The sequence below is a fragment of the Pseudarthrobacter defluvii genome (assembly GCF_030323865.1).
Lineage (GTDB): Bacteria > Actinomycetota > Actinomycetes > Actinomycetales > Micrococcaceae > Arthrobacter > Arthrobacter sedimenti.
Genome location: NZ_CP066362.1, coordinates 3684674 through 3698057 on the forward strand (window position 1 = coordinate 3684674; position 13384 = coordinate 3698057).

At 65.5% G+C, this 13384-nt stretch carries 8 protein-coding genes; 5 read left to right on the forward strand and 3 right to left on the reverse strand.

Going from position 1 to position 13384, the window contains the following annotated elements; translation table 11 throughout:
• Window positions 1-39 precede the first annotated feature (39 nt).
• The 5 genes from JCQ34_RS17205 to JCQ34_RS17225 all read left to right on the forward strand — a co-directional run bounded on the left by JCQ34_RS17205 (window position 40) and on the right by JCQ34_RS17225 (window position 8796).
• A complete protein-coding gene (locus tag JCQ34_RS17205) occupies window positions 40-2532 on the forward strand; it encodes a GcvT family protein (protein ID WP_286399640.1) in 2493 nt (830 codons plus the stop codon).
• A gap of 4 nt (window positions 2533-2536) precedes the next feature.
• Window positions 2537-3163, forward strand: coding sequence for a cyclodeaminase/cyclohydrolase family protein (locus tag JCQ34_RS17210; RefSeq protein ID WP_286399643.1), 627 nt, complete (start codon window positions 2537-2539; stop codon window positions 3161-3163).
• Window positions 3160-4038 carry a bifunctional 5,10-methylenetetrahydrofolate dehydrogenase/5,10-methenyltetrahydrofolate cyclohydrolase gene (locus JCQ34_RS17215; protein WP_286399645.1) on the forward strand — a complete coding sequence of 293 codons (879 nt, stop codon included), beginning with the start codon at window positions 3160-3162 and terminating at the stop codon, window positions 4036-4038. Before JCQ34_RS17210 ends, JCQ34_RS17215 begins: the two co-directional genes overlap by 4 nt.
• Before the next feature lie 607 nt (window positions 4039-4645).
• Complete coding sequence (locus tag JCQ34_RS17220; RefSeq protein WP_286399648.1) at window positions 4646-6058, forward strand: MFS transporter; 1413 nt, start codon at window positions 4646-4648, stop codon at window positions 6056-6058.
• A 230-nt stretch (window positions 6059-6288) separates the two neighbouring features.
• On the forward strand, window positions 6289-8796 hold the full coding sequence (locus JCQ34_RS17225) for a GcvT family protein (protein WP_286399650.1): 2508 nt from the start codon (window positions 6289-6291) through the stop codon (window positions 8794-8796).
• A 163-nt stretch (window positions 8797-8959) separates the two neighbouring features.
• Here the strand turns inward: JCQ34_RS17225 and fdhA are convergent, their stop codons facing one another.
• The 3 genes from fdhA to JCQ34_RS17240 form a co-directional block, all read right to left on the reverse strand.
• Window positions 8960-10174 carry a formaldehyde dehydrogenase, glutathione-independent gene (gene fdhA / locus JCQ34_RS17230; RefSeq protein ID WP_286399653.1) on the reverse strand — a complete coding sequence of 405 codons (1215 nt, stop codon included), beginning with the start codon at window positions 10172-10174 and terminating at the stop codon, window positions 8960-8962.
• Between the two features lie 137 nt (window positions 10175-10311).
• The gene (locus JCQ34_RS17235) at window positions 10312-11718 is read right to left on the reverse strand and encodes a ferredoxin reductase (RefSeq protein ID WP_286399656.1); all 1407 of its coding nucleotides are present in this window, start codon (window positions 11716-11718) and stop codon (window positions 10312-10314) included.
• A complete protein-coding gene (locus tag JCQ34_RS17240) occupies window positions 11715-13019 on the reverse strand; it encodes an aromatic ring-hydroxylating oxygenase subunit alpha (RefSeq protein WP_286399658.1) in 1305 nt (434 codons plus the stop codon). Before JCQ34_RS17240 ends, JCQ34_RS17235 begins: the two co-directional genes overlap by 4 nt.
• Between the last annotated feature and the right edge of the window lie 365 nt (window positions 13020-13384).

Consider the following 13384-nt stretch of genomic DNA (forward strand, 5'->3'; position numbering starts at 1 on the left):
GTCCGCAGACATAACCCGTAAAGCAGCAGGAGAGACTCCTTGGAATCGTCACCACGCATTGTCATTATCGGAGCCGGCATCGTCGGCACCAACCTCGCGGATGAACTCGTCACGCGCGGCTGGAACAACATCACAGTCCTGGACCAGGGACCCCTCAACATGCCCGGCGGCTCCACCTCGCACGCCCCCGGCCTGGTCTTCCAGACCAACCCCTCCAAGTCCATGGCCCTGTTCGCCAAGTACACCGTGGAAAAGCTGCTGTCCCTGACGGAGGACGGGACAAGCTGCTTCAACCAGGTCGGCGGCCTGGAAGTCGCCACCACCGAAACCCGCCTCGCGGACCTGAAGCGCAAGCTCGGCTACGCGCAGGCATGGGGAATCGATGGCTCCATCCTCTCCCCGGCCGAGTGCAAGGAGCTCTACCCTCTCATCAACGACGAAGACATCCTCGGCGGCCTTCACGTTCCCAGTGACGGCCTCGCTTTGGCCGCCCGCGCCGTACAGCTCCTGATCAAGCGCACCGAGGCCGCCGGCGTGAAGTACATCGGCAACACCGAAGTCACCGGCATCGAGCAGTCCGGCCGCCGGGTCACCGGCGTCCAGACCCCCGACGGCGTAATCCCGGCAGACATCGTGGTCTCCTGCGCCGGGTTCTGGGGCGCAAAGGTGGGCGAGCTGATCGGTATGTCCGTGCCGCTGCTGCCGCTGGCCCACCAGTACGTCAAGACCACCCCGGTTCCGGCCCAGCAGGGCAAGAACGAACTGCCCAACGGCGCGCAGCTGCCCATCCTCCGGCACCAGGACCAGGACCTCTACTACCGCGAGCACGGCGACCGGTACGGCATCGGCTCCTACGCCCACAGGCCCATGCCCGTGGACCTGGACGAACTCGGCAGCTTCAAGCCGAATGAGATCAGCGAGCACAACATGCCGTCCCGGCTGGACTTCACCCTCGAGGACTTCCTCCCGGCATGGGAAGCCACCAAGCAGATCCTGCCGGCCCTGCGCGAAAGCGAAATAGAGGACGGCTTCAACGGCATCTTCTCCTTCACCCCCGACGGCGGCTCCCTCGTTGGCGAGTCCAGGGAACTGGACGGCTTCTTCGTGGCCGAGGCCGTCTGGGTAACCCACTCGGCAGGCATCGCCCGCGCCGTGGCCGAGCTCCTGGTGGACGGCAAGTCCTCCATCGACCTGGGCGACTGCGACATCCACCGCTTCGAGGAAGTCCAGCTGACCCCCGAGTACGTCAGCGAAACCTCGCAGCAGAACTTCGTGGAGATCTACGACGTCCTGCACCCACTGCAGCCCAAGCTCTCCCCGCGCAACCTGCGCGTCAGCCCCTTCCACGCCCGCCACAAGCAGCTGGGCGGCTACTTCCTGGAAGGCGCCGGCTGGGAACGCCCCTACTGGTTCGAAGCCAACGCCGAACTGCTCAAGGAGATGCCCGCCGACTGGCAGCCGCCGGCCCGCGACTCCTGGTCCGGCATGTTCAGCTCGCCCATCGCCGCGGCCGAGGCATGGAAGACGCGCACCGCCGTCGCCATGTACGACATGACCCCGCTCAAGCGCCTCGAAATCTCCGGACCCGGCGCCCTGAAGCTGCTGCAGGAACTGACCACCGCGGAAATGAACAAGAAGCCCGGAGCCGTCACCTACACGCTCCTGCTGGACGAGAAGGGCGGCGTCCGCAGCGATATCACCGTCGCCCGCCTCACCGAGGACACTTTCCAGCTCGGCGCCAATGGCAACATCGACACTGCCTACTTCGAACGCGCCGCCCGGCACCAGACAGCGAGCGGCAGCGCCGGCGACTGGGTCCAGGTGCGCGACACCACCGGCGGCACCTGCTGCATCGGCCTCTGGGGCCCGCTGGCCCGTGAGGTTGTCGGCGCGGTCAGCAGCGACGACTTCTCCAACGACGGCCTGAAGTACTTCCGGTCCAAGCAGGTGGTTATCGGCGGCGTCCCGGTGACGGCCATGCGCCTGTCCTACGTCGGCGAGCTGGGCTGGGAACTGTACACCAGCGCTGACAACGGCCAGCGCCTCTGGGACGCGCTGTGGAAGGCCGGCCAGCCGTTCGGGATCATTGCCGCAGGCCGCGCCGCTTTCAGCTCGCTCCGCCTGGAAAAGGGCTACCGCTCGTGGGGCACGGACATGACCACCGAGCACGACCCTTTCGAGGCCGGCCTCGGCTTCGCAGTGAAGATGGCCAAGGAGAACTTCGTCGGAAAGGCAGCCCTGGAAGGACGCACCGAAGAGAACTCCGCGCGGCGCCTGCGCTGCCTGACGGTCGACGACGGCCGCAGCCTGGTGCTGGGCAAGGAACCGGTGTTTTACAAGGACCAGGCGGTCGGCTACGTCACGAGCGCCGCTTACGGCTACACCGTCCGCAAGCCCATTGCCTACTCCTACCTGCCCGCCGAGGTCTCCATCGGCGACTCCGTGGAGATCGAATACTTCGGGCGCCGGATCCTCGCCACGGTCACCCAGGACCCGCTGTACGACCCCACCATGACCCGGCTCCGCGGTTAGCACCATGATCAGTTCAGAGACAATCAGCAGCTACCTCACCCGGTTGGCCGCAAAGCAGCCCACGCCAGGCGGCGGTGCTGCTGCTGCCCTGCACGCAGCCCAGGGCGCTGCCCTGGTGGCGATGGTGGCGCGCTACACCACCGGCAGTAAATACGAGCAGCACGCACCGCTGGTGCAGCGCATCACCCAGGCAGCCGACACCCTTGTCGTTGAGGCACTGGGGCTGGCCGATGCGGACGAAGAAGCCTTCCAGGCAGTCATTGACTCCTACAAGCTCCCGTCCGACACCGACGAGCTCAAAGCCGCCCGGGCGGCCGGGATCCAGTCCGCGCTCATCCAGGCGGCACAGACGCCAGCCCGGCTGATCGAGCTGTCCGGCGGCGTTGTGGACCTCGCCACCGAGCTGTTCGACGTGGCCAACGCCAACGTCATCAGCGACGTTGCCGCGGCCGCTGACGCCGCCCGCGCAGCTGCCACCACGGCGCGCGTCAACATCGACATCAACGTCGTGGCGGTCAAGGATCCGAAGGCACGCGCGCTGCTTGCCCAACAGACGGACGGCATTGAAGAGAAGGTGGTCCTGGCCGCAGATGCCCTCTCCGCCCGCGTCCGGGAAAGGATCCTCGGTTGAGCGCCGCAGAACTTTCCGGAAAGCCCTTGGCCGGTTTGTTCCAACAGAAGGTCCAGGACCAGGTCCGGTCGCTTGAACTGGACGGCGTCCGCCCGCTCGTGGCGGTGGTCATGGCCACCGCCGATGAGTCAACGCGCTGGTACGTCCGTTCCATCGAGCGGGCAGCGGAGCGCGCAGGAGTCGGCTGCCGGATCGTCGACCTGGGCCATGATGCAACGGAACCAGTGCTGGCCAACGTCCTGCGGGACCTGAGCGCTGAACCGTCCGTAAACGGCATCATCCTGCAAACCCCGCTGCCGGCGGGGGTCCGGACCGACAACCTCGTGGGCCTCATCGCTCCGGAAAAGGACATTGACGGTGCCAATCCCCTCAGCCTGGGACGCCTGGCCGTCGGTCAGCCGGCCTTTGCTCCCGCTACCGCCCGTTCCGTCGTCGAAATCCTGGACCACTACCAGGTTCCCGTCACGGGCAAGGGCGTGGTGGTGGTGGGGCGGTCCGCCGTTGTGGGCAAGCCGCTGTCCCTCCTCCTGTTGGCACGGGACGCCGCGGTAACGGTCTGCCATTCGAGGTCGGGCCCGCTGGAGCGCTACACGAAGGATGCCGACGTGGTGGTGGTCGCAGCCGGCCGCGCCGGGCTGCTGACCGGCCGCCATGTCTCCTCCCGGACCGTAGTGGTCGACGTCGGCACGAATGTCCTTGCCGACGGCTCGCTGGTGGGTGATGTGGACAAAGCCAGCGTCACCGGGACCGCAGCGGGGCTCACTCCCGTTCCCGGCGGCGTCGGCTCCGTGACCACCGCGCTGCTGCTCCTGCATACAGTGGAGGCCGCACGCCGTCAAGCGTCTTCCATGCCACTGCCGGCCGAAGCGCGGTAGGCCCAGGTACTGGAGGCCGCTGGCTAGGGAAAGCACAGCGTCAACAACGGGTGTCCCGTTTTTCGTAAAAGGTGCTTCGGTGGGCCTAAGACCTGGGGAGGTATTCCCCATCGAAGCACCGTTTTCGGAAAACGGGGCCCCGTAACGGGTGGTGCCTTCGGCGTGCCCGGGATTACCAGCCAGTACGCCTACATACTCCGTGTTTCTCGGGTCACACTCTTGACATTGAGTGTGACCCAGCGCACGATTTTGTTGCATAAAGCGAACGTTGTTGATCATCACGGAACGAAATTCGCCCGGACATGCTCCCCTCGTCCCCGGACACCACCCGGGCCGGCCTGGGGAACAGACGAACGAGTCCACGATGGCCGATCCATAAGGGGCCCTTGCCCGCGCATCGGCCGCACAAACATTGCCAGCATCCATGCGGCAGCGCTAAGTCACAGAAGGAATCTGTTTATGACTATCAAAGGTGGCAGCACCATCGATCAACGCAGCGCGGAGCGCCGGAACCTGGGGGCGACACCGGAGTCTGTCCCTGCGTCCACAAAACGGCACTCTGGCACCTTCAGCGGTTTGCGCTGAAGCCGGAAGGGAACGAATCTCAATGATCAATCCGACCAAGACGACGGCAACCGTCGACACCTCCTCATCAAAAGAGACCAGCTCCAGGTTCAAACGCCGCTTCATGGTGCGGCTTGTTGCGGTCTTCATCGGCGGGATGTTCCTCGACGGTTACATCCTGGGAATCATCGGCCCCGTCACCGGACCCATGCGGTCAGATCTCCAGCTCGACGCACTGTCGCTGGGCATGATCGCCGCAGGCCCCCTCGCAGGTATCTTCATCGGCTCCCCGCTGGCCGGCTGGGCTACTGACAAGTTTGGACGCAAGCCCATGTTCCTCGTGGACATGGGCCTGTTCCTGGTCGCCTCAGCGGCCCAGTTCTTCGTAACCTCCGGAGACGGCGCCGTGATCCAGCTGGCGCTCATCCGGTTCCTGATGGGCGTCGCGATCGGCGGCGAGTACTCAATCGGCGGCCCACTGCTGTCAGAGTTCTCCCCTCCAAAGCTCCGCGGGCGGCTGCTCGGGCTGACCCTGATCGCCTGGTACGTCGGTTTCATGATGGCATTTATCATTGGCACGCTCCTGCACGACGCCGGCACCCCCTGGCGCCTTGTCATCGGCACGAGCACGATTCTCGCCTTCGTCCTGTTCCTCGCACGCATAGGCCTCCCCGAATCGCCGAGTTGGCTCATCACGAAGGGACGGCGTGAGGAAGCACTCGCAATCGCACACAAATACGTGGAATCGCCCCAGATGCACAACAGCATCACCGAAGAAATCGACCTGAGGATGATCCAGGAAGCCCAGGCCGCGCAGGGCAGGACCAAAATCAAGAGCGCCTCGGTTGGAATGCTGTTCTCGAAGCAGAACTGGCGCACCACCCTCTTCACCTCGGGTTTTTGGTTCTGCGCTGTCACGCCGTACTTCGCGATCGCGACCTTCGCCGATGACGTGCTCACCCAGTTTGGCTTCGGCGGCGGCTGGGCCGGTGGAGTCGGGCTCTCCGCACTTGCCACCGCGGGTGTTGTCACCACCGTGCTTCTGATTGACAAGCTGGGCCGCCGGATCCTCACCGTGCCCGGACAGTGGCTCTGCGCAGGCATCCTACTGGTCATCGGCGTCTGGGCGGACGCACCAGCCATCCTCGTGCTCGCCCTGTTTCTCGCCTTCTCCTTCTTCAACGCCGGCTACACCACGTTGACCCAGGTCTATCCGGCCGAGCTGTTCCCCGGCCACCTGCGGGGCATCGGCATGGGCTTCTCGGCGGCTTTCAGCCGCATCGGAGCCGCACTCGGGACGTTCGCCCTGCCGTGGGCGATCAGCAACATCGGCATGGGCCCGAGCATGGTTGTAGCCGCCGCCGTCGCCCTACTCGGCGCAATCCTCTCGCAATGGCTCGCGCCTGAGACAAAGGGACGTACCCTCGCCGAAATCTCAGCAGACGTCACCCACTGACACCGGGACTGCACAGTAACTACAAGAGGCCCCCGCCGCACCAGCGGCGGGGGCCTCTTCGTCACCTCCCGACACAGCGCCCCGGACCCCCGCAACAAAGCAGAAAACCCTTGACATCGCCTGTGAGCTAGGACACCCTGTTGCATATAGTGATGCGCGTTGCTCATAGCGAAGCACGAACCATCACCCGGTCAGGCGGATTCCAGCACCAACCAGGAGAATCAGGAACTATGAGCGCATCATCCCGCGTCGTCATCATCGGAGCCGGCATCGTCGGCACCAACCTCGCCGACGAGCTGGCAAGCCGCGGCTGGAACAACATCACCGTGGTCGAGCAGGGCCCGCTGGAGCTCGCCGGCGGCTCCACGTCCCACGCTCCGGGCCTGGTGTTCCAGAACAATCCGTCCAGGACCATGACGGAGTTCGCCACGTACACCGTCAACAAGCTCCTCGCCCTGGGCAAGGACGGCGAGTCCTGCTTCAACCAAGTGGGCGGCCTCGAGCTGGCCACCACGCCCGAGCGGCTGGCCGACCTCAAGCGCAAGATGGGCCTGATGACCTCCTGGGGTGTCGAAAGCCGGATCATCGACGCCGACGAATGCGAAAAGATCTACCCGCTGTTGAACTCCGGCAAGCTTTCCGGCGGCCGCGAGGTCCTGGGCGGCCTGCTCATCCCCACCGACGGGATCGCCCTGGCGGCCCGGGCCGTGCAGCTGCTGATCGAGCGCACGCGCGGACGAGGCGTCACCTACCGCGGCTCCACCACCGTCACCGGCATCGCCCAGGAGGGCGGCAAGGTCACCGGCGTCGAGACCTCCGCCGGTGTGATCCCTGCCGACATCGTGGTGTCCTGCGCAGGGTTCTGGGGCCGTGAGCTCGGCCGGATGGTGGGACTGGAGGTGCCGCTCCTGCCGCTGGCACACCAGTACGCCGTCAGCACGCCCCTGGCCGAACTTGAGGGCGTCAACGAGCTTCCAAAGGGCGCCAGCAAGCCCATCCTGCGCTACCAGGACAAGGACCTGTACTACCGCGAATGGGGCGACCGGATCGGCATCGGCAGCTACGCCCACCGCCCGATGCCCGTGGACATGTCCGCACTGCCGAAGGTCCCGGCCGGGGAGATGTCGGACCACCGCATGCCCTCCCGCCTGGACTTCACCCTCGAAGACTTCCTGCCGGCCTGGGAGGACAGCCAGGACCTGCTGCCGGCACTGCGCAGCACCGAAATCCAGGACGGCTTCAACGGCATCTTCTCCTTCACACCGGACGGCGGCCCGCTCATGGGTGAAGCGCCGGACCTTGAGGGCTTCTTCGTGGCCGAGGCCGTCTGGGTTACGCACTCGGCCGGAGTTGCCAAGGCCATGGCAGAACTGATCGTCGACGGCCGGCCGCAGACCGACCTGCACGGCTGCGAGCTGACCCGTTTCGAAAAGGTGCAGACCTCCGACGCGTACGTCAGCGAGACCTCGCAGCAGAACTTCGTGGAGATCTACGATGTCATGCACCCGCTGCAGCCCCGCGAATCACCGCGGGACCTGCGCGTCAGCCCCTTCAACGTCCGCCAGAAGGAGCTCGGCGCCTTCTTCCTGGAGTCCGCCGCCTGGGAACGCCCGCACTGGTTCGAAGCCAACCGCGGACTCCTGGCCGAACTGCCGGAAGAATGGCGCGCCCCGGAGCGCGAGGAGTGGGCAAACATGTTCCACTCCCCCATCTCCGCCGCCGAAGCCTGGAAGACGCGTACCGCCGTCGGACTTTATGACATGACGCCGCTCAAGCGGCTCTCCGTCACCGGACCCGGCGCCCAGGCACTGCTGCACCGGCTGAGCACGGGCAACATCGCCAAGAAGCCCGGCGCAGTGACGTATTGCCTCCTACTTGAGCACGACGGCGGCATCCGCAGCGACGTGACCGTGGCCAGGCTCGCGGAGGAAGAGTTCCAGCTGGGCGTGAACAGCAACGTGGACTTCGACTACCTCCGGGTGGAGGCCCGCCGGCAGTCGGCGGCGGATCCCGCCCAGTGGGCGCACGTCACGGACATCACCGGCAGCACCTGCTGCATCGGCCTGTGGGGCCCGCTGGCCCGCGAAGTCATCGGCAAGGTCAGCGAGGACGACCTGACCAACGACGGCCTCAAGTACTTCCGGACCAAGCAAATCTCCGTGGCCGGCATCCCCGTCACGGCGATGCGGCTCTCCTACGTGGGCGAACTCGGCTGGGAGCTCTACACCACCGCCGAGTACGGGCTGAAGCTGTGGGACGTGCTGTTCGAAGCCGGCCGGGAGCACGGCATCATCGCCGCCGGCCGCGGCGCCTTCAACAGCATGCGCCTGGAGAAGGGCTACCGGCTCTGGGGCACGGACATGAACTCCGAGCACCACCCGTACCAGGCTGGCCTGGGCTTCTCCGTGGCCAAGGACAAGACCGGGTTCGTCGGCGCCGAGGCACTCGCCGGACTCAAGGAACAGCCGGCCGCCAAGACGCTGCGCTGCCTGACGGTCGACGACGGCACGTCAGTGGTGCTGGGCAAGGAACCGGTGTACGTGGCCGGCGAAGCCGCCGGGTACGTCACCAGCGCGGCTTACGGCTATACGGTCCGCAAGCCCATCGCCTACGCCTGGCTGCCCTCCGCCGTCGAAATCGGCGACTCGGTGGAGATCGAGTACTTCGGGCGGCGCGTGGCGGCCACCGTTTCCGCCGAGCCGCTGGTGGATCCCGGCATGGAGCGCCTCCGCGGCTGACCTGCTCCCACCGCACCAGGTGGTTGGGCCTGCTTGAGACCGGCAGGCCCAACCACCTTTTTGTTGCCCGGGGAACGCGCACTGCGGCAACGAAAAAGGAGCCAGTCCCAAGGTTGGTCCTTGGGACTGGCTCCTTTGCCCTTCAGAAACCGGGCTCCGGGTATCAGTTGTTGAGGTAGCCGTTCGGGTCCAGGACATACTTGGTGGCAGCGCCGGCGTCGAACTCCGCGTACCCGCGCGGGGCGTCGTCGAGCGAAATGGCCTGTGCATTGACCGCCTTGGCGATCTGGATCCTGTCATGCAGGATCGCCATCATCAGCTGCCGGTTGTACTTCATCACCGGGCACTGGCCCGTGGTGAAGGACAGGGACTTGGCCCAGCCGGTACCCAGGGACAGGGACAGGCTTCCTTTCCTGGCTGCCTCGTCCGCGGCCCCCGGATCGCCCGTGACGTAGAGGCCGGGAATGCCGACGGAGCCGCCGGCGGTGGTGAGGTCCATCAGCGAGTTGAGCACCGTGGCCGGTGCTTCCTGGGCGCCGTGGCCGTGTCCGCGGGCCTCGAAACCGACCGCGTCGATGCCGGAGTCGACCTCCCGGACACCGAGGATCTGCTCGATCTGGTCTGCGGGGTCGCCGTTGGCCACATTGACGGTTTCGCAGCCGAAGGAGCGGGCCCGGGCCAGGCGGTCTTCGTTGAGGTCGCCCACGATGACCACCGCGGCTCCCAGCAGCTGCGCACTGGCCGCTGCGGCAAGGCCTACGGGACCGGCTCCGGCAACGTAAACGGTGGACCCGACGCCGACGCCCGCCGTCACGGCGCCATGGAAGCCGGTGGGCAGGATGTCCGAAAGCATGGTCAGGTCCATGATCTTCTCCAGCGCCTGGTCGCGGTCCGGGAACCGCAACAGGTTCCAGTCCGCGTACGGAACCAGGACGTACTCCGCCTGTCCACCGACCCAGCCGCCCATGTCCACATAGCCGTAGGCAGAGCCGGGACGGTCCGGGTTCACGTTCAGGCAGATTCCGGTCTTGCGCTCTTTGCAGTTCCGGCAGCGGCCGCAGGAGATGTTGAAGGGGACCGAGACGATGTCCCCGACCTTGATGAACTCGACGTCGGGCCCGGTTTCGATGACTTCGCCTGTGATCTCATGCCCCAGGACGAGGCCGGCGGGGGCGGTGGTGCGGCCGCGGACCATGTGCTGGTCGGACCCGCAGATGTTGGTGCTCACGGTGCGGAGGATGACACCGTGCGGGACGTTCCGGCCGACGTTGGCGGGATTGACGCCGGGGCCGGCTTTCAGTTCAAACGAGGGATACGGGGTGTCGATGACCTCGACGACTCCGGGCTCCTTGTACGCAACAGCTTTGTTACCTGACATGGGCATGGCTCCTATCGTTGATGTTCACTTGCCACGGAAGGCCTGACGCTGGTGCATCAGACCTTCCGTGTGGTTCTACTTTTCACTTGCGGTGAAACTTTGGGGCGGCGCCGGGCGCCGGCCACTCCGGGGAACGGCTAGGCGTCGATCACCATGTCGGTGCGCGCCGTGGAGCAGCAGGGAAGGAACTTGCCGGCATCGATTTCCCGTTTCCGGATTCCGCCCTGGTGGTTCATGTCGATCTCCCCGGACAGCTTGACCACCTTGCAGGAGCCACACATGCCTTCCTTGCAGTTGGCGCCGATCCGGACACCCGCACGCTGCGCCACCTCCAGGATGTGCTCCTCCGGGTCGATCCGCACATTGATCCCGGTGCGCATGAAGGACAGGGTGAGGCTGCCGGTTCCCACGGTGTCGAAGCCAGAGGCATCGGGGACCTGCGCCTCCGGGGCCGCAGCCGGGGTGCCGCCGGCGGGAGCTTCAGGGGTGGCGGCTTCCAGAGCCAGTCCCGTGGCCTGCAGGGTTCCTTCCTCGTCGTAGCCGGGCTCGTAGATCCCGAACGCTGCCGGCTGGCCTTCGAAGTAGTCCTCCGCGGACTCCGCGATTTCCTCAGCGATCTCCCCGGCGATGTCCGCCGCCAGCGCGAGCTCGGCCTGGTATTCAAGGAGGGTCTGCCGGTCGCCGGAGAAGAACTCCATGTAAATGGAGGTATCGTCGACGCCCACTCTCCTGAGCAGCTCGGTGGCAGTGTTCAGGTACCCCTCGGGTCCGCAGGCGTAGACCTGCCGGCCGTTGGCGTCGGGCGCCACCTCATCGATCATGGCTGAGGTCAGCCGTCCGCTGAAGCCTTCCCAGTCCTCGGGCCGGCCGCGGTCACCCAGGGCGTAGAAGACCTTGATGCGCGAGTCCACGGAAGCGATGTAGGCCAGCTCCCGGTGGAAGGCAAAGCCGCCGGCTTCCGCGCCGTGGTAAAGCACCACCACGTTGGCGGTTCCCGGCAGGCAGTGGATGGTCCGCAGCATTGACATGATGGGGGTGATCCCGGCGCCGGCGGCCAGGAAGAGGTACCGGGCGCGCCGGTCGGCATCAGGCAGGTGGAACGCCCCCACGGGTCCCAGCATGTCCAGGACGGTGCCGGGCCTGACATTCTGGTGCACCCAGGGTGAAACCAGTCCGCCGGCGTCCTTCTTGACGGTGACGCTGAAGGTCCACGGCTCCGTGGGCGAACTGGACAGCGAGTAGCTGCGGTCCACGGGCTCCTGGTCCTCGCCGTTCACGGGGAAGGCGATGTTGACGTACTGCCCGGCACGGAACGCGAGAGGCGCACCGTCGGTGCGGCGGAACACGAACGTCATCATGCCGCCTGCCTCGGGGATGGTCTCGACGCATTCGGCCATGAATTCCTGCGGATGCCACGGGCCCAGGGCCTTGGCTGCGCTGGCGGGTCCTTCGATGCTGCCCATGACCCGGTTCCACGGCATTTCAAGGCCGCGGATGCGCTGCGGTTCCTGGACGGGCGTCTCAGTCAGGGCAACGTCAATCATGCCAAGTGCTCCTGCACCCGCTGGACGTACCAGTTGATGAAGGCCTCCACCTGGTATTCGCTCTTCATGTAGGGGCCGGGCTCGTAGGCGGGGCTGGCGGCACCCTGCTGGCACAGCTCAACGAATGCCTTGTCCTGGATGTTGGTCTGCTTCCAGGTGTAGGTCAGCTTGTCGAGGTCGTAGTCGACGCCTTCCTCGGCGTCGTCGGCCACCAGCCAGGTGGTGCGGACCAAGGACTGGTGCTCGTTGATGGGGAAGACGCCGAAGGTGATGACGTGGTCGCCCAGGAAGTGGAACCAGCTGTTGGGCTGCAGGTGCATGGAGCAGCGGCCCAGCCGGAAGTCCGGCAGGTCGCCGAGCAGCTTCTTGGAGAGCCTGCGGCCGTCGGCCGAGAACGATTCGCCTTCGCCGTCCAGGGATTCCCGGGAAATCCGGATGCCGGCAATGCGGGTATCGAGTTCCTCGACCACCTCGTAGGGCAGGCCGTAGCGGCGGCACCGCTCCTCGAGGGAGGACTGGGCTTGCTTGTTGCGGTCCCAGACCTCTTCGAGGTGGGTCGGGATCAGGCCCTCGGTGAGGCCCCAGGTGGGGAACAGCGAGCAGGCGAGTTCCGGGTGCCCGTCACAGTGGTAGCACTCACGGTTGTTTTCCATGACGAGCTTCCAGTTGCCCTCTTCAATGATGTTCTGCTGGTAGGCAATCTTCGTCTTGGACAGGTCATGGGGTGCCAGGTAGGGCTCGAAGATCTTGGCGGTCTCGTCGAAGTCCGCGGGCGGAACGTCTGCGATGCAGACGAAGATGAGTCCGGCGACCTCGCGGCTGTGGGCGCGCTTGAGCGCGAAGCAGTTCTTGTCGAACTTTGCTTCGCCGGGGGCGGAGGCATGGATGAGGTTGCCCTCGGGAGAGTAGGTCCAGGAGTGGTAGCCGCAGACCAGGTTTCCGGTGGAACCGGCAGCTTCGGTCAGGACACGTGCACCGCGGTGGCGGCAGACGTTGTGCAGGACGTTGACCTCGCCCTCATCGGTGCGGAGCACGATCAGGGAGTAGGGGCCGTAGTCCACCGTGATGTAGTCGCCCGGCTCCGGAAGCTCGGCAACGCTGCCGGCAAAGATCCAGTGCTGGCCGAAGATGGCCTCCATGTCGAGCTTGAAGATCGTCGGGTCGGTGTAGAAGGGGGCATCGAGGGAGTAGCCGGTGCGCCGCAGGGCGAACAACTCCGTAATCTCAGCCAGTTGTTCGGCAGGCAATGTCGACGCGAGCTTTCCGCGTGCGCTGAGGGGCGCGTTCACTGAGGTGGTCATGTGTTTCCTCCCGATCGGGCTGGATATTGAGCGTATTGAAGTGATTACGGAGCAGATGGGCCACCGCGAAGTGCCCGGGACGTTCTGTTCGTGAATGTGGGGAGGTCCATCAGCAACAGAAGCGATGACTCCAGGGGAAGCCTGGAAGCATCCAACGCAACAGCGATCACCATATGCAACAGTGTGACTCCTGCCACGCGCACTGTCAATGAATTTCAGATATGACGAACAAGTACGGAATGTGGCGTCCGAAGCGTGGTGCCCGCAGGCCCTTCCAAGTCAGCTGCAGCCCTGAAACTTGGGGATTGGCGAAGGTCCATGGTGTCTGTCCCGGGCCTACCTCTTGCAGCTGCTGCCTACCAAAA

Bases quoted from the DNA above. Each gene is read 5' to 3' on its own strand.
- JCQ34_RS17240 (WP_286399658.1), bottom strand. From the start codon at position 13,019: ATGACCACCTCAGTGAACGCGCCCCTCAGCGCACGCGGAAAGCTCGCG.
- fdhA (WP_286399653.1), bottom strand. From the start codon at position 10,174: ATGTCAGGTAACAAAGCTGTTGCGTACAAGGAGCCCGGAGTCGTCGAG.
- JCQ34_RS17210 (WP_286399643.1), top strand. From the start codon at position 2,537: ATGATCAGTTCAGAGACAATCAGCAGCTACCTCACCCGGTTGGCCGCA.
- JCQ34_RS17235 (WP_286399656.1), bottom strand. From the start codon at position 11,718: ATGATTGACGTTGCCCTGACTGAGACGCCCGTCCAGGAACCGCAGCGC.
- JCQ34_RS17220 (WP_286399648.1), top strand. From the start codon at position 4,646: ATGATCAATCCGACCAAGACGACGGCAACCGTCGACACCTCCTCATCA.
- JCQ34_RS17225 (WP_286399650.1), top strand. From the start codon at position 6,289: ATGAGCGCATCATCCCGCGTCGTCATCATCGGAGCCGGCATCGTCGGC.